21 protein-coding genes are annotated in these 19,765 nt (G+C 44.0%); 13 read left to right on the top strand and 8 right to left on the bottom strand.

Translation table 11 applies throughout. From position 1 onward, the window contains the following. Positions 1-14: 14 nt before the first annotated feature. Genes ptsP through LLF92_08860 form a run of 3 tightly spaced genes read right to left on the bottom strand, consistent with a single transcriptional unit; the run spans position 15 to position 3,875 of the window. Positions 15-2,519: a phosphoenolpyruvate--protein phosphotransferase gene (ptsP, locus tag LLF92_08870; GenBank protein MCE5341221.1), complete on the bottom strand. Its 2,505-nt coding sequence runs from the start codon at positions 2,517-2,519 to the stop codon at positions 15-17. Positions 2,520-2,545: 26 nt separating this feature from the next. Next, positions 2,546-2,845 (bottom strand): PTS fructose transporter subunit IIB, encoded by a 300-nt coding sequence (locus LLF92_08865; protein ID MCE5341220.1) that lies wholly within the window; start codon positions 2,843-2,845, stop codon positions 2,546-2,548. A 1-nt stretch (position 2,846) separates the two neighbouring features. Further along, positions 2,847-3,875 carry a fructose-specific PTS transporter subunit EIIC gene (locus LLF92_08860; GenBank protein ID MCE5341219.1) on the bottom strand — a complete coding sequence of 343 codons (1,029 nt, stop codon included), beginning with the start codon at positions 3,873-3,875 and terminating at the stop codon, positions 2,847-2,849. Between the two features lie 123 nt (positions 3,876-3,998). Here LLF92_08860 and LLF92_08855 point away from each other — a divergent pair, with 123 nt between their 5' ends. Further along, a complete protein-coding gene (locus tag LLF92_08855; protein MCE5341218.1) occupies positions 3,999-4,856 on the top strand; it encodes an AraC family transcriptional regulator in 858 nt (285 codons plus the stop codon). 69 nt (positions 4,857-4,925) lie between these two features. On the opposite strand, the gene LLF92_08850 is transcribed toward LLF92_08855, so the two are convergent. Both LLF92_08850 and dacB read right to left on the bottom strand, forming a co-directional pair. After that, the gene (locus LLF92_08850; protein MCE5341217.1) at positions 4,926-5,156 is read right to left on the bottom strand and encodes a hypothetical protein; all 231 of its coding nucleotides are present in this window, start codon (positions 5,154-5,156) and stop codon (positions 4,926-4,928) included. Between the two features lie 91 nt (positions 5,157-5,247). Continuing rightward, on the bottom strand, positions 5,248-6,615 hold the full coding sequence (gene dacB, locus LLF92_08845; protein MCE5341216.1) for a D-alanyl-D-alanine carboxypeptidase/D-alanyl-D-alanine-endopeptidase: 1,368 nt from the start codon (positions 6,613-6,615) through the stop codon (positions 5,248-5,250). Positions 6,616-6,876: 261 nt separating this feature from the next. Between dacB and LLF92_08840 the strand changes: the two genes are divergently transcribed. The 12 genes from LLF92_08840 (at position 6,877) to LLF92_08785 (ending at position 18,006) form a co-directional block, all read left to right on the top strand. Next, positions 6,877-7,815 carry a dihydroorotate dehydrogenase electron transfer subunit gene (locus tag LLF92_08840; GenBank protein ID MCE5341215.1) on the top strand — a complete coding sequence of 313 codons (939 nt, stop codon included), beginning with the start codon at positions 6,877-6,879 and terminating at the stop codon, positions 7,813-7,815. Beyond that, on the top strand, positions 7,806-8,732 hold the full coding sequence (locus LLF92_08835) for a dihydroorotate dehydrogenase (GenBank protein MCE5341214.1): 927 nt from the start codon (positions 7,806-7,808) through the stop codon (positions 8,730-8,732). Before LLF92_08840 ends, LLF92_08835 begins: the two co-directional genes overlap by 10 nt. A gap of 26 nt (positions 8,733-8,758) precedes the next feature. Then, entirely contained in the window at positions 8,759-9,067 is a 309-nt protein-coding gene (locus LLF92_08830) for a hypothetical protein (GenBank protein ID MCE5341213.1), read from the top strand. Next, the gene (locus LLF92_08825) at positions 9,060-9,368 is read left to right on the top strand and encodes a DUF167 domain-containing protein (GenBank protein ID MCE5341212.1); all 309 of its coding nucleotides are present in this window, start codon (positions 9,060-9,062) and stop codon (positions 9,366-9,368) included. The genes LLF92_08830 and LLF92_08825 overlap by 8 nt, the downstream gene beginning before the upstream one ends. Positions 9,369-9,458: 90 nt before the next feature. Continuing rightward, positions 9,459-11,156: a tetratricopeptide repeat protein gene (locus LLF92_08820; protein ID MCE5341211.1), complete on the top strand. Its 1,698-nt coding sequence runs from the start codon at positions 9,459-9,461 to the stop codon at positions 11,154-11,156. Positions 11,157-11,177: 21 nt separating this feature from the next. Then, positions 11,178-11,939 carry a hypothetical protein gene (locus LLF92_08815; GenBank protein ID MCE5341210.1) on the top strand — a complete coding sequence of 254 codons (762 nt, stop codon included), beginning with the start codon at positions 11,178-11,180 and terminating at the stop codon, positions 11,937-11,939. Next, positions 11,936-13,015: a tRNA 2-thiouridine(34) synthase MnmA gene (mnmA, locus tag LLF92_08810; protein MCE5341209.1), complete on the top strand. Its 1,080-nt coding sequence runs from the start codon at positions 11,936-11,938 to the stop codon at positions 13,013-13,015. Before LLF92_08815 ends, mnmA begins: the two co-directional genes overlap by 4 nt. A gap of 2 nt (positions 13,016-13,017) precedes the next feature. Then, positions 13,018-14,094, top strand: coding sequence for a glycosyltransferase family 9 protein (locus LLF92_08805; GenBank protein MCE5341208.1), 1,077 nt, complete (start codon positions 13,018-13,020; stop codon positions 14,092-14,094). Between the two features lie 53 nt (positions 14,095-14,147). Further along, the gene (lpxD, locus tag LLF92_08800; GenBank protein MCE5341207.1) at positions 14,148-15,161 is read left to right on the top strand and encodes a UDP-3-O-(3-hydroxymyristoyl)glucosamine N-acyltransferase; all 1,014 of its coding nucleotides are present in this window, start codon (positions 14,148-14,150) and stop codon (positions 15,159-15,161) included. Further along, positions 15,161-15,997: a UDP-2,3-diacylglucosamine diphosphatase LpxI gene (gene lpxI / locus LLF92_08795; protein ID MCE5341206.1), complete on the top strand. Its 837-nt coding sequence runs from the start codon at positions 15,161-15,163 to the stop codon at positions 15,995-15,997. The genes lpxD and lpxI overlap by 1 nt, the downstream gene beginning before the upstream one ends. Before the next feature lie 186 nt (positions 15,998-16,183). Then, positions 16,184-16,918, top strand: coding sequence for a lipopolysaccharide kinase InaA family protein (locus LLF92_08790; GenBank protein ID MCE5341205.1), 735 nt, complete (start codon positions 16,184-16,186; stop codon positions 16,916-16,918). A 245-nt stretch (positions 16,919-17,163) separates the two neighbouring features. Continuing rightward, positions 17,164-18,006, top strand: coding sequence for a S8 family serine peptidase (locus LLF92_08785; protein ID MCE5341204.1), 843 nt, complete (start codon positions 17,164-17,166; stop codon positions 18,004-18,006). 65 nt (positions 18,007-18,071) lie between these two features. Here the strand turns inward: LLF92_08785 and pheS are convergent, their stop codons facing one another. The 3 genes from pheS to rpmI are packed head-to-tail and all read right to left on the bottom strand — an operon-like array spanning position 18,072 to position 19,646. Further along, positions 18,072-19,061, bottom strand: a complete 990-nt coding sequence (gene pheS, locus LLF92_08780; GenBank protein MCE5341203.1) for a phenylalanine--tRNA ligase subunit alpha — start codon at positions 19,059-19,061, stop codon at positions 18,072-18,074. Positions 19,062-19,082: 21 nt separating this feature from the next. After that, complete coding sequence (rplT, locus tag LLF92_08775; GenBank protein ID MCE5341202.1) at positions 19,083-19,433, bottom strand: 50S ribosomal protein L20; 351 nt, start codon at positions 19,431-19,433, stop codon at positions 19,083-19,085. Between the two features lie 15 nt (positions 19,434-19,448). Next, positions 19,449-19,646, bottom strand: coding sequence for a 50S ribosomal protein L35 (gene rpmI, locus LLF92_08770; GenBank protein MCE5341201.1), 198 nt, complete (start codon positions 19,644-19,646; stop codon positions 19,449-19,451). Positions 19,647-19,765: the final 119 nt, after the last annotated feature.

The raw sequence follows: 19,765 nt of genomic DNA, 5'->3' as shown, positions 1-19,765 counted from the left end.
TAAAAATCAACCTTTTATTTAATTTCAAGAGATTCTTTTAAAAATTTAAGAATCACACCGGCGTCATCACTTGCCAGCAGAAAATCTCTGAAATCACTGTACATAATTTTGCGAGCCAGTTTTGAAAACACCTGCATATGTACGCCCGCCGCGTCTTCCTGCCTGACGACCAGCATAATTAAAATTTTTACACTTTCTTCATCATTCGGGTTCCATCTTATTCCATTCCTGAATTTCATCAGGCAAATTGAATTTGCTCTTGCATAAGCGCTTTTGCAGTGCGGAACGGCAAAACCATATCCCAGCCCCGTCGAATAAACCGCTTCTCTGTTCCAGACTTCACGTTCAACAAATTCAGGTTTTTCTGTTCTGCCGGTGGCGAAAAGCAAGTCAGCCGCCTCCTTTATTGCCTCCTCCTTATTAATACTGTCGGAATCGGTGATGATTAAATCCCTGTCTATAATTGAAAAACTCTGCGTACCCTGATTGGCCGTCAGTATATTGCGAACCTCGTCCGCACAAGTGCATTCAATCGCGGATTCGAGAATCTCCTTACACTTTTCAAATGAAAGTGAATGGATAGCTGCCTTGACCGCGGGAATATTGTCACTGGCAAGACTGATTTCATCCAGCCCCAGACCGATAAGCAGCGGCAGAGTTTCTACCTGACCTGCCATTTCGCCGCACATACCGACCCATTTGCCTCTGGCGTGAATTTGCTGAACAATCGTTTTGAGAACCCGCAAAAACGTCGGCTGTAAATTGTCGGCAAGTTTGGCAATTTTTTTATTTTCCCTGTCAACAGCAAAAATATACTGTGCCAAATCGTTTGTGCCTATACTGAAAAAGTCCGCTTCATCGCACAACTGGTCGAGAATAAAAATCGTCGAAGGCACTTCTATCATAATTCCGACAGGCATCTTCGAATTAAAGGCAATATTTTTTTTACCCATTTGCTTTTGAATATCTAAAACTTTTTGTTTAACCCATCGAATTTCTTCAACCGAGGAAACCATTGGCACCAGCATTTTTATATTGCCGAAAGCTGATGCCCTGACAATCGCACAAATTTGATCCGTAATCAATTTTTCAAATTCAGGATAAATCCTAACCGCTCTGTATCCGAGGAATGGATTAGCCTCCTTCTCAAGATTTAGACAAGTTAAATGCTTATCTCCGCCAATATCGAGCGTACGAATAATAACCGGCCTTTGTGCGGCGGCAACCGCAGCTTTTTGATATATTACAAACTGTTCATCTTCCGACGGAACGCTGTCATTTTGCATATAAAGCATTTCCGTACGAAACAGTCCGATGCCTTGAGCGCCGTTATTAAAAACTATATCGGCCTCCTGCGACGAAACAATATTGGCCGCAACGTCGATTTTTCTGCCGTCAGCCGTTAGTGCCTGCGCTTTTGTAAAACCGGCGTATCTGTTTTTGCGGTTATTTAATTTTCTTTGCTCAAACAGATAATACCTTTTCACCTGCTCGCTTTGTCGTAAAATTACAACACCAAGATTGGCGTCCAAAATAACTTCCTGACCGCCGCGGATTTTCGTTTGCGCCTGTTCAACGCCGACAATAGTCGGTATTCCGAATGAACGTGCAAGTATTATCGTATGCGATGTGGAGCCGCCATAAGCCAGCACAAGTCCTTTTATATAGTTTTTATCCAGACTAAGAAACTGACTCGGCGTCAAATTTTGCGACACACATATACATGGCTCGGTAAGAACTGTCTTTTTCTGCCTTGTTCCATAAATCTCTTCAACAAAACAGGCACATACCTCCTGAACATCAAAAATCCGCTGCTGAATCAGCTCGCTCTCCGCATTCTTCAGGACATCAGTAAAATACTCTGACGCTTTAACGATCGCATTGCCGGCATTTAATCCGCCTGTTATCAATTCCGAAACCTTCACAGCCAGTTCAGGATCTGATGCAATTGAAAGATGAGCTTCAAGAATTTTCCCCTCTGTCCTGTTTGCCTTGTTCGTTATTCTGTCAGCAATTTTGCACTTTAAAGTATCTACCGCTTTTTTGAATCGTAAGAGTTCTTCCTCCTTACTCATACAAGCAGACGGAATACTCACCGTGAACAGGTTGTTCAAAACAACCGCTTTGGCCATCGCAAGGCCTTTTACGACAACTGTTCCGGTATAATAGTCTCCGGCCTGAAGTTTCAGAGAAGGAGGAATCAAAACTTCGCCCGCTTCCACTTCGACCTGCGGCAAATCCTCATCAGACTCGGCAAAACCATCCTTCAAATATACAATGACCGCATCATAAGCAACCTGTTCGTCATCGCCACTAACAATCAGCCGGCAGGAATCATCCAACTTGAAATCCGCACTTATCATTGAAAGAACGCTTTTTACGTTAGCCGTTCGCGAATTTCGTTCATTTTGCAGTAAGACATCGGAACGATATTTTGTCGCAATCAATTCCAAAGCGTTTGCGGGCCTTGCGTGAATCCCATTTTTTAACGGACATATAAACCTATATTCCAATGACAACTAAGCACCCATAAATAATTAAGTTATTATTTTGCCTGACGCGAGAAAACAGCTTCAGGATTTTTAATTGCCTCCTGCACGGACGCCCTGATTTTTGGAATATTGTCAAAGCGTTCTTCTTTTTCGATCATAATATCAACGGCAAAAATCACCGCATCAGCAGAGGCTATGTCCTTGTCAGTAAGTTCGTTCTCAATCCCCATCGCGCCCTGCGTTTCGACTTTTATTTCGTGTCCAAGCTTTTTCGCTGTTTTTGCAAGCTGTTCAGCAGCCATATACGTATGAGCCACACCAGTCGGACAAGCTGTTATCGCAACAAATTTCATATTACGCTCCTTTTTTAGCGGAAGTTATTTTCTTCACCAGATTTATTAATACCGCGGTTACAAACGTACCGCATAATATTGCTATGACGTAGAGAATTTTATTATCCACAACCGGCAGAACTATCGGCCCGCCGTGCGGCGCGTGATCCTGTGCCTTGCCGAGCATCGCGATAACCGCGGCGGTAATAGAACCAACCATTATGCAGGGAATAACACGGAACGGGTCGGACGCAGCGAAAGGTATTGCGCCTTCCGTAATGCCCATAAGCCCCATACCCAAAGCAGCGATGCCGGCCTCTTTTTCCTGTTCATCCCACATTTTTCTGCCAAGCAGTGTCGCAAGTCCCATTCCCAACGGAGGAGTGCATATTGCCGCCGCTACAGAGCCCATAACAAAAGCGTTTCCTTCTTTTATCATTGCCGCGCCGAAGAAAAACGCCGCCTTGTTGACAGGCCCGCCCATATCGAACGCTATCATAGCCCCCAACAATACCGCAAGCACAACAGCATTACCGGCACTCAACCCCTTGAGCCATTCGCCCAGAAAAACCATAAAGTCCGCAATGGGCACACCTATTACTTTCATCATCAGTATTCCGATTGCCAGAGATGAAATAATTGGAATGATTAAAATCGGCATAACAGGTTTAAGTATTTTTGGAACCGGCAGTTTCTTTATAAGATTAACGATATGCCCTGCTATTATGCCCGCCAGAAGAGCGCCAAGAAAACCTGCGTTAATTTCACCCGAAAGAAAACCACCAATAAAACCGGCCACCAGACCGGGCTTGCCTGCAATCGCATAGGATATGTACCCGGCAAGCACAGGCAACATCAGCTTAAAAGATGTTACACCGATATCCAGAATAACTTGTAATTTGGGCGAGTTTGAAAAATCAGGTCCTGTCGCCCCCATTGGTGCAAGGGCTATTGCCGCCGCTATCAAAATACCGCCACAGGCAATAAACGGAATTGCAAAAGAAACGCCGCTAAGAAGATACTGCTTGTGTTTTACTATAAACTCTTTCATATTTTTCTCCGGCACAAATATGTATTGAGTACTATAAATACAGTTGTATTGTAATGTTGACAAAACGCTATAACAATAGTAAAATCGTACCATCTATTGTACTATTGTAACATTTTGCAAATTATGGCTGATTCAGAAAAAATAGCTGCTCAAATACGCTGCTGGCTCGAAAACAACCAAATTACAAAGGTTTTTTTCGCGAACAGCGTTACAAAACCTCCGGTTTTAAGTTACATGGTTAACTTCCCACTGCTGTCGATTGTGCTTGACGGATGTTATGAGATTGAGATAGAGCAGGCCGGCCAACCGAGCATATTAAGCATTGAAAAAGGACAGGCTGTATTTGCTCCGCCAAATTGCTGGGAGAGACCGACATGGAAAAAGCCTGTGCGGGTTGCGATGTTTTTGTTTGGAAAAAAACTGACAGGAATAAGTTTAATCAGCAGCGACGGCACTTCGGAGTCGTCGATTATTGCTGAAAAAATTCCGATAAATCGACCTGTTGCCGGCCCGGCCGCGAAAATTTTGCAGTCTATTTTGGAGTTTAATAATACCGCTTCACAATTTTCCGCTTATCCGCAGCTTGTTCAGGCGATGGCTGCATGCTGTCTTGATATGCTGAACACAAAAACAGAAGTAACTGTGCGAAAAGCGAATTTTTTATTTGATGAAATCTGCTCGTATATGCAGCACAATTTTCAAAATGAAATTACACGAGACAGTGTAGCTGCGGAGTTTAAAATAACGCCAAATCACCTTTCGAGGCTTTTTAGAAAGGAAGGCCTGATGCGGTTTTGTGATTATTTAACGTATGTGCGAATAGACAGAGCCAAATTTATGCTGTCAAAATATGATATGACTCTTTCTGAAATTGCCGGCCGATGCGGCTTTTCTGATGTCGCTTATTTTTGCAGAATATTCAAAAAAATTGTCAAGAAAACACCGACCCAGTACAAATTAAGCTCTCGTATACACCTTTAAGCTTGTAAAACATAGCTTATCAAACAGCTTCTACACGTTGTTTGGAACTACACATCATTTTCTTCATTATCATTTGTAAGCATCTTTTTCCACTGTATCAACAATAAATACAACCTTAAGCTGCGGAGACTGCAAGTATTGTTTGTCGGGTAAATGGACTTCGAGACAGGCTTCAAAACTTCTGCCTATCATCATTTCAATCAGTTTGTTTTCCGTAGTCTGACCAATATCGCATGAAGCGACTGTTTTGCCGTCGCGAAGAACGGTTATTCTGTCGCAGAGCCTGAAAATTTCCGCCATTCTGTGTGAGACATATATTACGTTTTTTTTGAAAATAAAATTCAATAAATTATTAAAATATTAAATATAAAATTTAAAATATTAAATCCGTTTACCCTTCGTCGATGATTGATTCGACGATATCGGATATGGCTTTTTTGGTGGGATAGTTCGCCTTATTTGTAATGATTGAGAAAATATATTCTCTGCCGCTCGCTCCGATACAGACGCCTGAAAGAGCCCTGACACCGCTGATGTAACCGGTTTTGGCAAAGACTCTGTTCTTATATTTCTCTTTATAGAATTGTTTTTTGATTGTTCCGTCAATACCGCCAACGGCAAGCGTCGGCTTGAACGTTGACCAAAGCGGACTTTTGTACGCGTCCAGCAGAATCAGCGAAAGAACATTTGATGAAAGTTTATTTGCATTGCTCAATCCGCAGCCGTCATCAAGCAAAAATTCAGTATTATCAGCGCCGAGCGACATCAGATATTTGCCAACAGCGTCTCTTTCACTCTGCCAGCTTCCCTGACAGCCGTTTGTCTTTACGGCAATCATTTTTCCCATACATTCTGCCGCAATTTGCAAACTGTCTTTATTGCAGTGCTGTAAAACTTCCGTAATCGGCGTCTCGAATTGCGCGATGATTTCCATCGGCTGCTGAACGCCGCTTTCTTCTGTCAGCGAGTTAGCTACGCTTATACCGGCTCTATAAACAGCTTCGGAAAGAAGTGTGCCGAAATATAAACTCGGATTCTCGATCGCGACGTCAAATGAAGTTTCTCTTCCGCATTTGCCATAAACTATAAGCGAGTTGGGCTGTTCTGTTCTGTTTGAGCCGATAGCACCGGCGCCTTTGACATATCTTACATTATTAATCAGTTGAACAAATTCCGTATTCGGCGTTTTGTCCAAAACAATATGACCGCCGTTCACTGACGCGGTGATTTTTATGCAGTTGCCGTTGTAATTAAGGCCGGAAATTTCACAGGAATAATCTCTGTTGAGCTGATTTAACGGCCAGTTTGGATTTACGCGAATATTTTCGAAAATGGAACTATCAACTGCGATTACTTCCAATTGAGTAATATTTTTCGCTTTGAGTGCATTGATAATCGGGCTGATGCAATCATTTCCATCGTATCCGAGCAGCGGATCGCCTCCGCCGACGACGACAAGTTTTCCGCCGACAAGGCCGACTTTGGTTACAAATTTATAATCGCTGCCGAGAGTTTTCAACGCGGTGAAACCTGTAACCAGTTTCATATTCGACGCAGGCGTCAGAGGCTTTGACGGATTATAGCCGTAGATTCTGCTGCCGGTTTGCGGGTCGATTACAGAGATTGTAAACTCGACGTTCTTCTGGTCTTTGCGAGCGAGGATTTGTTCTATTTTCTGCTGCAGGTTTGAGCCAAAAGAAGCCTGCCCAATTGCTGCCGCAACGATAATTGCTGTGATAATCTTTGTAATTTTTAACATAGGTCGCTTTTCTAACAAATTCCGTTAAACAAATCAACAAATTTTATAACTAATTATAAAATATAGACTTATAAAAATCATAAGTTTTTCTTGTTGCTTGATTGACAACGCCCAAGGAATAGTTATACTCCTTATATGAAAATGATTTTTGCGGCTATTTTAGCCGTGGCGCGCTTCCGGAATACCAGTGGATGATTATTCCGGAAGTTTTTTTGTACCCTGCGGCCACCAAAATCATAATTGCATTACTAATAGACACTTATGGAACATAAAACACCAAAAAAAGGAATCTTTAACGCCTCGGTTCTGCAAAACAGAGCCTTCAGTGATAAATATTCCCGAATCACTTTCGAGCTGGAAAAGAAGGCAAAAACCATATTTTCAAAGGCTGCAGCGGGACAGTTTGCCGAAATTGAGGTAGCCGGCCTTGCTTTACCTGCGCAAAACTCTATTCCACAACAACTTACAGATGTTTCTCAAAGAAACGTCATTCTCCGCAGGCCATTTAGTTTTGCAGATGTTGTTACAGGCAAAGACAGCGTAGTGGTCGAAATTCTTTACGCAGTTGTCGGAGCGGCAACTATTAGAATGAAAACGCTCAAAACCGGCGACAAAGTCAGCGTTATTGGGCCGCTGGGGAATGGGTTTTCACTGCCTGATAAAAAATTAGCAATTTTAGTCGCGGGCGGAATGGGTGCTCCCCCGCTTGTGCATCTTTCCTCTATTATCAAATCGCAATGTCCAGACACAGAAATAGTTGTGTTTGTCGGCACAAAATCTGTTTCTGATTTAGCTTTCTTTGAAGTAAAAGCCGACAAGTTCGACAAGAAAAAAATCACACTCGGCGAATTTGACAGGCACAAAATTAAAGCACACATCAGCACGGACGATGGTTCGGCCGGTTCTAAAGGATTCGTAACAGAAATTTTGAAACAATGGCTCAAAGAAAACAAGCCTGATATTAACAATACTATTATGTATGCCTGCGGGCCGGAGCCGATGCTTCGTGCTTCTGCGGCTGTGAGCAGTGAATTTAAAATCCCCTGCCAAGTCAGTTTAGAGCGTCGAATGGCTTGTGGGACGGGTTTGTGCCAGGGTTGCGCGGTTAAGTGTATTGACAAAAAAACAAATACAGAATTCTACAAACTCTGCTGCAAGGACGGCCCGGTTTTCTGGTCTGATGAAGTGGTATGGCAATAGATATTTCAATTAATCTCGGTTCGGTGAAGCTTAAGAATCCGCTGATGACGGCTTCGGGCACGTGCGGCTATGTTGACGAGCTTGACGATTTTATGGATATAAACCAACTTGGCGGCTATATTACAAAAAGCATTTCTATGCAGCCGAGGATGGGCAATGACGTGCCGCGAATAGTGGAAACTGATTCTGGAATGCTCAACGCGATTGGTCTGGCTAACATCGGCGTTGAAAAATTTATAGCGGAAAAAGTGCCGATGATGGAGCGGTATAAAACGCCATTTTTTGTAAATATCGCGGGGCGTGAAATCGAAGATTATGTCGCGGTTGCGGATAAACTTTCGCAGTGCAAACAGATAGCGGGAATGGAACTGAATATAAGCTGCCCGAACGTCAAACAAGGCGGAATTACGTTCGGAACCGACCCTGCGGTTGTTAAACAGATAACCTGTGAGGTAAAAAAGGTCGTTCGCGATAAAATTCTTATCGTAAAACTGACGCCAAACGTAACTAATATAAGCACAATCGCGAAAGTTGCGGTTGACAATGGCGCCGATGCTTTGAGTCTGATTAACACCTTTACCGCAATGGTAATCGACATTGAGACGCGAAAACCTGTGTTGGCGAATCGTACCGGCGGGCTTTCGGGGCCTGCGATAAGGCCGATTGCGGTTTATCTTGTGAATAAAGTGTACAATGAGGTCGCAAAACCGGCAAATATCCCGCTTATAGGCGGGGGCGGAATCCGAACGGCCTCCGACGCTCTGGAATTCATCATTGCCGGCGCGACAGCCGTTACCATAGGCACCGCAAGCTTCATAAATCCAGACTGCGCAAGTAAAATACCGGCCGGAATCAAGGATTATTGCCAAAGACACAATATATCTTCTATTGCCGAACTTATCGGCAGCTTGAAATAACAAAATAATAGGTTATAATAGCTCCGATGGTAACACTGAAAGAACTTTACGAATATTTTCCAACATCTGTTTACACAGGCAAGGCACTTGTCTTTATAAGTGAGGATTGGAAGGTCGAACTAACCGAACATCAGAACGCTGACTTCAGCAAACGAAGTAGCGGCTGTCCGATTATAAGGGTTAAAATTTACAAACGAGCGTTAAACGGTGAATTCCTGCCGGGACATTATGAGGATTTCCAAATCGATGCCGTTGGCGAACTGGCTTCGCAAATTGAACGATATATTCAGGCCGCTGTCGGCAAAAATATCAGGGAATATCCCGAGAATGTCTGAAAATTCCATTAATTTCGCCGAAAAAGACGGACGAATAATTTTTAATATTAAGGTCGTTCCCGGCAGCAGCAAAACAATAGTCGCGGGACTTTATAATGGAATGTTAAAGGTCAGGCTTGCGGCTCCGCCGGAAAAAGGGAAAGCCAACCAGGCACTAATCGAATTGCTGGCTGAAAAATTTAATATTCCGAAAAACTCTATCGCTATTATATCGGGACAAACGTCAAAAGTTAAAAAGGTTACGATGCCGGCGACGTCGGAAGCAAAAGAGACGTTACGAAAATTAAAAATCAAAGATTAAATATCAAAATTGTGGAGTGCCTTCGGCATATTAATTTTTAATTTTGATTTGTCATTTTTATTTTTGATATTTGATTTTTGATATAAAATTATGAAGATTGGATTTACATTTCTGTTTCTTGCAGTTTTGGCTGTTTTGCCGTGCGACGGAGTTGTGCGCAGCAGCAGCAGCAGCTATTATCCCAATTCCATCGAAGAGGTTCTCAAACTCGACAATGACGATATCGACCTTGCGGCAAGCGTGCTGCTGGTCAGCAAACGCTGGAACAACCAGCTAAATACCGTTTATTATATGAATATGATAGATCGACTGGCGAACGAAGTTAGCGAAAAAGTCGGAACAAACGCAGGCAATTACAAAACCTGTCAGGCCGTCAGCGATCTTTTGTTCCGCAAGATGGGTTTTAAGGCAATCGATAATGCAGACAATCCTGACGATTTGTTTTTGAACACCGTCATTGACAACAAAAGAGGCTACTGTTTGAGCCTGTCGATTCTGTATCTTTCGGTCGGCGAAAAACTCGGCCTGCCATTATACGGAGTCGTAGCGCCGGGACATTTTTTTGTCCGCTGCGATGACGGCCATACTCGTTTCAATATCGAAACAACACAACTCGGCGTAAATCCGCCAGATGCTCATTATATCGAAAAATTCAACATTCCCGATAACGGCTCGCAAGGCGTTTATATGCGGAATCTCACGAAGAAAGAAACTATCGGCTGTCTGTTCAATAATCTTGCGAATGTTTATATGAACAAAGAGCAGGTTGAGTACGCTTTTTATTATCAAAAACTTTCCGTTGCGCTGACGCCAATGCTTGCCGAGGCAAGAACGAATCTGGGCAATATCTACCTTCGCAAGAATATGACCGACCTTGCAATCGAGCAGTATAAAACAGCTCTTGAAATAAATCCATCGGATGCGAAAACATATCACAATCTCGGCAACGCATACCGCAAGAAGGGAATTTTAGACGCGGCGATCAAGCAATATATGACCGCACTGCATCTCGACCCAAATTACATCGAGACTTACAAAGGTTTGGCGTGGGCATATCATTCGCAAGGACTGGACGACAAAGCCATCGCATATTTGAAAACTGCGGCAAATATTGACAACCGCGACGCCGACGTTTATATAGCTCTTGGCAGTATATACCGCGACCAAAAAAAATGGGATAACGCAATATCGAGTTACAGGCGTGCACTGATTCTTAAAACAGACTCGGCTGACGCGGCTTATGGGCTTGGCTGTGTGTTTTTTCAGAAGGAAATGTATTACGAGGCGCTTGAACAATACCGTACCGCTGTTTATTATCAGCCTTTGAACGCTAACGCACATATGGGACTTGCATTGGTTTATAATAAACTCAATTGGCCGGAAGAAGAAATTCAGGCGTATAAAAACGCGATAAACGCCGATGCTAATTTTGCCGGCGCATACCAGAATCTGGCGAATATTTATATGGCACGCAAGCAATACGACGCGGCGGCTGAATATTATGAGGCAGCAATAAAACTCAATCCCAAAGACGCAGATGTTTATTTCAATCTGGCGGTTTCATATTCGGCAAGAGAGATATATGAACCTGCGAAAGAATATTATTTAAAAGCAATCGAACAACGATGGAACTTCCCGGCTGCGCATAATAATCTTGCCGTTACGCTGTATACTTTAGGCAAATATCCACAGGCACTCAATCACGTGAAAATCGCCAAACAGCAGGGTTATAAAGTTTCAGAAGATTTACTGAACCAGTTGAATAAACTTGTTATGGAAAAACAATAGTTTTTTTGAAGGAGTCAAAAAATGGAAAAGAAAAGTAGTAAGGCCGCGAACATCATTATCGCTATAATTATCATTGTCTTTCTGGCTGTGGTAATCGGACTGCTCTCAATCGACGGTATTATCCGTGCCGCGATTCCAACCGCGATAAAAACACAGTTGAAGGTGGATGCGTCGGTATCGAAAGCACATCTGGGTATAACATCAGGCACAATCGAAATTACAAACCTGAAAATCGGCAACCCTGAAGGTTATCAGTTCGAAAATATTCTTGAGGCAAATTCTATTTTCGTACAAACCAGTATCAGCAATCTTTTGGGCAATCCGATTGAGATTCAGCAGGTCAAACTTGACAACATTAAAATGGTTATCGAGCAAAAAGGACTGACGAGCAACCTGAACGATATTCTGAAAGCTATGCCGGCAAAAGACGCGAAAAAGACCGAATCAACAGAGGCCGACGAAAAATCAAAAAGCGTTCACATTACTTCAGTTGACATAAACGACGTGTACGTGACAGTCAAATTGCTGCCACTGCCGGGCAAAAGCGACGCTGTAACGCTGCATATTGTATCGCTGCACTTATCCGATGTCGGCGGCGAAAAAGAATCGCTGGCTGACGTTACCGGCAAAATCTTCCGGAAAATTTCCGAAGAAGTAGCATCACAGGGCAAAGATATAATTCCGTCTGACGTGCTCGGCTCACTTGAGGGTTCGCTTGGCGATACAGACAAAGCAATTGAAAAAGCAACAGACACCTTAAAAAATATCTTCAAAAAGAAATAGAGAGTTTGGGAATTTTGACAAAAGGCAAAAAGGTTTTCATAGCGGTAAGCGGAGGCGTTGACAGCGCAGCCGCAGCCGGGCTGCTTATTGAAGCCGGGTACGATTGCAACGCTGTTTTTATGATTATCCACGATTACGCGCAACAGCATTGCGCCGATGCGCAGAAAATCGCCGACGACCTCGGCATTCCGTTCGAGGCACTGGATTTGCGGGAGGATTTCAAGATCGTTTTGGATTATTTCAGCGGTCAGTACAAACAGGCACGCACGCCCAATCCGTGTGTATTTTGCAACCGCAATATAAAATTCGGCAAATTTTTCGATTATGCCCGCAGTAAAGGCGCTGACTTTTTCGCTACAGGTCATTACGTTTCAATACGTCACGACCAACATAACCCATCCGCCGACAACCTTTGCGCAGCCGATACAGAAAAAGACCAGTCTTATGCACTGGCTATGATTCATAGAAATGTTCTTCCGCATTTGCTTTTCCCGCTCGGCGATTTCGCAAACAAAGAACAGACGCGGCAAACCGCGGAAAAATTCGGCATTGCCGTAAGCCAAAAAGCCGATTCACAGGAAATATGTTTTATTCCCGATAATGATTACGCAGGCACATTGGAACGAATCAGTCCGGAAGTTGTGCGGGCAGGCAAAATCATCGACTCGGCCGGCAAAGTACTCGGCGAACATTCAGGGATTCATCGTTTTACCATCGGTCAGCGAAGAGGTGTACGGGTCGCAATGGGTACGCCGTGGTATGTAACGAAACTCGACGCGGCGACAAATACCGTTGTGCTTGGGCCGGCGGATGAACTGACTCACAAATCGCTGCTCGCTTCCAATCCGAACTGGCTTGTCGATACTCCGAAAGAACCATTTGCGGCGAAAATAAAAATAAGATACAATCACAAAGCTGTAAGCGGAACAGTTTTTCCGCAGGGCGATACGGTTAAAGTTACTTTCGACCAGCCGCTTCGAGCAATAACGCCGGGGCAGGCTGTTGTTTTTTATGTCGATTCTCCGTACGGGGCAAAACTCGCCGGCGGCGCGTGGATAGATGAAGCCGTGAATTAATTATGACCAAAGATGATGACGATGACATTCTGAAACTGCTCTCGACCGCAGAGGCCGATGCCGACAGGCAGGCAACACGTGCGCTGATAATTCAGCCCGGCGCGATAGGCGATTGCGTGCTGACGCTTCCGGTCGCGGAGTTTATTAAAAAAACTTTCAAAATTGGAACAGTCGCGATGCTCGGCAGAAGTCATTATATGCTTTATATGCCGACAAGAAGCTGCATAGACAACGTGCGGGATTTGGATTCAATAGAAATGCACAGACTCTTTGTGCCGCATAAAGATTTTGAATTGCAGGATGACGACCCGCTGATAACAGCCTTTTCGGGCTATCAGCATATTTTCAATTTTCTCGCCGCGTCAGGCAGTGATTTCGAACGTAATTTAATTTTCACGGCAAATTGCAGCAACTCCGTCGAAGTTACCTCCCTGCCGCTCAAACCGCCTGCCGACTGTAAACATCATATAACAAAATTTTATATCGATACGATTGCCAACTCCTGCTCGCATTACATTCATCGCAAACCGACACTGAACACGATGGGCAAAAAAAAATATCTCAAACCGATAAAATCAGACCTTGCCGCAGGCAGAGAAATTATCGAGTCCTACGGCATCAAAAAGAAGTATCGCCCCGCCGTGATTCACCCCGGCAGCGGAGGCGTAAAAAAATGCTGGAACATAGACAATTTTTATCTGCTCGCAGAAGAATTACTCGATGCGGGCGAAAGCGTAATCTTTTTGCTCGGACCGGCAGAACAGGAACGCTTGAGCCGAAAGGTTTTCGACCGGCTTTCAGTTCTTGCTCCGGTCGCAATCGAAACTTCGCTTTCACGCACATTCCAGATTTTATCCTGCGCGGGCTGTTTTGTCGGCAACGACAGCGGAATATCTCATATCGCCGCGGCGACAGGACTGCCGACAATCACATGCTTCGGGCCTACCGACCCGACCATTTATGCCCCTGTCGGCCCTAAAGTGAAGACTTTCAAACTGAAAGAATCCGATTTTACGCACCCTTGTCCAAGTGCCGTCGAGCAGGTCAGCCGGGCAGCACTGAAATTCTTAAGTTCTTGACCTGCAATGTCTAATCGTTATAATACAGTGTTTAATTATTATCAGGATTATTGATGTCAAAGACTCTCGGACAATTAGCAGAATATGTAAACGGCAAAGTCGTAGGCGATGCCAATGTTAAGATTTCTTCGGTTGCGACACTCGACAACGCTACGGCTTCGGATATCAGCTTTCTTGCGAATCCGAAATATTCGCGTGCGATTAAGACCACAAAAGCCGGCGCGATTATCGTCGGCAAGGAAGCCGAATGCAACGTTCCATTGCTTATCGCTGCCGACCCGTATTACGCGTTTGCGCAAATAGTGATTCTGCTGCACGGCCATAGAAAACACAGACAGGACGGCATCGCGCCAAATGCGAATGTATCGCCGTCGGCAAAAATTGGCAAAAACTGCCATATCCATGATTTCGCGACTGTAAGCGACAACGCGGTTATCGGCGACGACACGGTAATTTATCCGAACGTATTCATCGGGCCGGATGTTCAAATCGGCACAAACTGCATTTTGTATCCGAGCTGCGTAATTTACGATGGTTGCGTTCTGGGCAATAATGTTATCATCAACGCCAACGCAACAATCGGTAAAGATGGCTACGGTTACGCAACTCACAAAGGCGTACATCACAAAATTCCGCAAGTCGGCAAAGTCGTAATCGAAGACGAAGTCGAAATCGGCGGCAACTGCTGCCTGCAAAGAGGCGCGATTGACGATACCATTATCGGTAAAGGCAGTAAACTCGGCGATTTGATCAATATCGGCCACGGCACAAAAATCGGCCCTTATTGCCTGCTCGTCAGCCAAATCGGCGTTGCCGGTTCGACGACTATCGGCCATCACTGCGTTATCGGCGCTCAAGCCGGCATCGTCGGACATATCAAAATCGGTAACTGCGTACAAATTGCCGCGCAGGCAGGCGTGATTAACAGCGTTCCGGATGAGTCAAATATCATCGGTGCTCCTGCGATTGATGCCGCGAAAGCAAGACGCGCATACGCACTGATTGAAGATTTGCCGGAAATGAAAAAAGCAATCCAACGACTTGAAAAAGATGCTAATCCTAAATAATGGATGATAAAAAAATAATAGGTTTGATTGCGGGAGGCGGAAGGCTGCCGTTTCTGATTGCACAGGGAGCAAGGCAGGCAGGCTTGAAAATCGTTTGCGCAGGGCTGGGCGATAATCCCGACCCCGGTCTGATTAACGCAGTCGATTATTACGCCGAGGTTCCTTTGGCTCGGCCCGGCACATGGATTCGCAAATTAAAAAAGCAAGGCGTTACAGACACGATAATGGTCGGCAAAGTTCGCAAGGAGAAACTTTATACTCCGAAACGAATTTTAAAATTTTTGCCGGACTGGCGGGCACTGCGAATTTATTATTGGCGGTTACGAAAAAACAATAAAATTGACCAGACAATCTTGCAGGCAATCGCGGATGAACTTGCCTGCGGAGGGATTATTTTGCAGGACTCAACAAAATATTGCAAAGAACATTTGGCCGACAAAGGCGTAATGACAAAAACCACTCCTTCGGCGGGCGTACAGGAAGATATCGACTTCGGCTGGCAAATGCTGAAAAAAATAACACAAACCGGAATCGGTCAGGCGATTGCCGTTAAGGAAAAAACTGTTCTGGCGGTCGAGGCCGTTGAAGGCACAGGCGCAATGATTGAACGTGCAGGCCAGTTATGCAAACGCGGCAACTGGACGCTTTTAAAAGCTCCGCGGCCGGATTTAGATATGCGTTTCGATGTGCCATGCGTTGGCCCAGAAACCATTGAGTCACTGCACAAAAACGGCGGCAGAAGCCTTGTCGTTGAGGCACAACGAACGATTATTATAGATAAACCGCAGACAATCGAACTGGCCGACGAACTCGGCATCGCTATAATCGGCTGCTGAAATATGAAATCGACACGGATTCGGATTAACACGGATTTACACTGTAAATAAAAATTATTTCTCTGTGAACTCTGCTGGAGCGGAGCGGAAGTCCTTGAATCTTTGGGATTTTTGCTCCTTGAAAGCAAAAATCAGAGAGGATGTTCTCTGTGGCTATACAACAAAAATAAAACTCTGTGGCTTAAAATGTTTAACAAAAAAATTATCATCGCTGACAATTTTCCGCAAGGGTTTGAATCTTCGAACATTCAAATTCCTGACGGCACACGAGCGGACTTTGAGCAACTCGGCTCGTCCAAAACAGCTCTGGTTTTAAAGTTTCAGATTTTATTAAAAGCAAAAGTTTACAGTATAATTCTGAAAAAATATTTCGTCCGCAATATTTCGGATTTCTTCAAATCTCTGATTTTACCATCCCGCGCACAAAGGGCATTTAAAGCTGGTCAAATGCTCATAGAAAACGGATTCCTGACTCCGCAGACCGTCGCTTACGGCAGAAAATTCCTTATGACAATGGAAGTTACCGACAGCACGCCATTTTATAAAATGCTCGGTACCCTGCCTGCTGAAAAAAAGAAAAAAATGATTGAGCAGTTCGCGCAGACTATCGGAAAAATGCACGATAAAGGAATTTTTCACGGCGATTTAAGACTCGGCAATATTCTCGTTAAAGAAAAAGATGAAAATTTCGAGTTTTACTTTCTCGATAATGAGCGAACGAAAAAATTCGATTCAATTCCGTGGAAATTGAGAGTCAAAAACCTTGTGCAGGTCTGTATGAACCGCGATGCCATTGGAAAACAGTGCCAGGAGTCATTTTTCAAGACATATCTCGCACAGCTAACAAAACCTGTCGATGCTGAAGAACTCTTAAAAGAGGTGGATTTTAAAACCACGAAAAGATTGGACGAAAAAAATTAAAACCACGAATGGACACAAATAAACACTTATTTGTTGTTTTGCTTTTTTATTTGAATGTGGTCAGTTTCGCCGCAGTCGACAATTTTGTAACTGCTGTAAAAAAGTTTGACGATGTTCGCAATAAAGACTTAAGCCAGCTTAGCCTGTCAGCAAAGGGTAATATAATTCGAACCCTGATATTTAACAATAACACCATCTGGCCTTCGCCCGATAAAATACCGACCAATATAAGCCCTGAACAAATAATGCAAACTGCAATGAATCCCGGCCTCGGCGTGCGTCAACTGCACAAACAGGGAATCACCGGCAAGGGTGTTAATGTCGCTATTATTGATCAGCCCTTGTTTGGTGAACATCCTGAATACGCGGGCAAAATTGCGGCATATTACGACACAGGTTGCGGCAATGAAAAAACCAGTATGCACGGGCCGGCGGTTACAAGCCTGCTGGTTGGTACAAATTGCGGCACTGCTCCCAATGCAAAAGTGTATTACGCCGCTGTGCCTTCATGGAACAAAGATTCGGCTTATTATGCGAAAGCGATTGATTGGATAATAGAGCAAAATAATAAACTTCCGCTTGGCCAAAAAATAAGGGTTATATCTGTTTCAGCGTGGCCTTCAGGCAAAGGCACTCCTTTTGAAAAAAACACCCAAATGTGGGATGAGGCTTACGAACGTGCCGAAAGAAACGGAATAATGGTTCTTGACTGCACAGGACATCACGGTTTTATCGGCAGATGCTGGTACAGCATAAATTCTCCAGATAATTTTGTGCAATGCACGCCTGGTTCTCGCATTGGAGATTCCTGGTTCAATCCTGATGAAATCCTTATACCTGCTTCGGTACGAACCACGGCTGAAGAAAAACAAAGAAATGTTTTCACATATATATATTGGGGCAATAGCGGAACAAGCTGGACAAGGCCTTATTGCGCCGGTGTTCTTGCTATGGGATGGCAAATCAGACCAGAACTTACGCCACAGCAAATGAAAGAACTGCTCTTTAAATCTGCATATATTAAAAATAACGCAAAAATTATCAACCCTGTCAGATTTATTCAGATGGTGAAAGATTATAAAAAATAATTAGTGTTAATTCGTGTAAATTCGTGGCTAATTAAAAATATTCGTGGCTATGCGGCTATGCAGATTTAGAATTGTTTTAAGAAGCGGATATCATTTTCGAACAGCAATCTGATATCGGTTATGCCGTACTTTCGCATCGCGAGTCTTTCAATGCCGAAGCCGAAAGCCCAGCCGGTATATTTTTCGCTGTCAATCCCGACTGCATTAAATACGTTCGGGTCAACCATGCCGCAGCCGCCGACTTCAATCCATTTTTCGCTGCCGTCTTTTGTAACGAACAACAAATCCACTTCTGCGCTTGGCTCTGTGAATGGGAAGAAACTCGGACGCAATCTCCATTTAACGTCTTTGCCGAAGAATACGGAAATGAACTGCGCGATTGTGCTTTTCATATCGACCATCGAAACGCCTTCATCTACGACAAGCGCTTCGAGCTGATAGAACATATACATGTGCGTTGCGTCAACCGTATCGGGTCTGTAAACTCTGCCCGGTGCAATAACCCTGATTGGCGGCTTTTGTTTTTCCATTGTACGAATCTGCATAGTTGATGTCTGACTGCGAAGCATTATATTGCCTTCGAGGCAGAAATTATCCGATGGGTCTCTTGCGGGATGTCCTTCGGGAATATTCAACGCGACGAAGTTGTGCCATTCGTCCTCGACTTCCGGGCCGTAAGCGATGCCAAATCCCATCCTGCCGAAAATCTCGATAAGTTCGTTAATGGTTTGCGAAATGATATGAGCCTTGCCCTGCTGAAAATCAACGCCCGGCAAAGTAACATCTACCATTGGGCCTTTTTGAACACTATGGCTTGACAATGACGATTTGACTTTTTCGAAAGCCTCGGTTACTTCCTGCTTGACCTTATTCGCAAGCGCACCGGCATCCTTTTTCTGTTCAGCGGGGAAACTGCCGATTTTGCTTAACATATCGGTAACAGCGCCTTTTTTTGCTAAAAAGCGTATGCGGAATTCCTCAAGCTCGGCGGGGGTTGTTACCGACTTGAGCGATTCGAGTGCTTCCTTACCGATTTGTTTGAATGTCTCAAGCACGCTCTTGTATCAAAGACCAGATTAAGCGATTTTTGCTTTTTCAACAATGGCATCAAACGCAGCCGGGTCGAAAATAGCTATTTCACTTAACATTTTTCTGTTCAGAGCGATACTGGCCTTCTTCAGACCATTAATCAACTGGCTGTATCTGATTTTTCGCATCCTGCAGGCCGCTGTTAAACGGATAATCCAAAGCGCCCTGTACTGGCGTTTTTTGAGTTTCCTGCCGACTCTTGCGAAAACTTCAGACCTTACTGCTCGTTCCTTGGCCAGACGATACTGTCTGCCGGGACCGCCCCGATGTCCTTTAACTCTTTTAAGGATACGTTTTCTAGCTTTACGGGTTGCTGACCCTTTTATTACACGTGGCATATCAGCTCGTCCTTATTAATCAATGTCCAACATTTCTTTCATTACATTCGCGTAAACTTCCGGAATAACGATTGGTTTTCGCAATTTCCGGCATCTTTTCGCAGTCTTACCGCTCATCAAATGGCCGGTAAAGCTCGTATGAACTTTAATTTTACCGCGGCCTGTTACTTTTACGCGTTTCTTCAAACCTTTATGTGTTTTTTTCTTAGGCATATTTCACAACCTTACAACTCTTGTTTATAAAAAATTAAGAACGGTATATTATCACCCTCCTATCGGAAGGTCAACATTAAAATAAATCTAAAAATACTAAATTATTATCCCTTCCGGGA

The organism is Planctomycetaceae bacterium (assembly GCA_021371795.1).
In the GTDB taxonomy this organism is placed as follows: domain Bacteria; phylum Planctomycetota; class Phycisphaerae; order Sedimentisphaerales; family UBA12454; genus UBA12454.
Note: the sequence above shows the minus strand (reverse complement) of the source record. Positions and strands in the feature narration are given on the sequence as shown.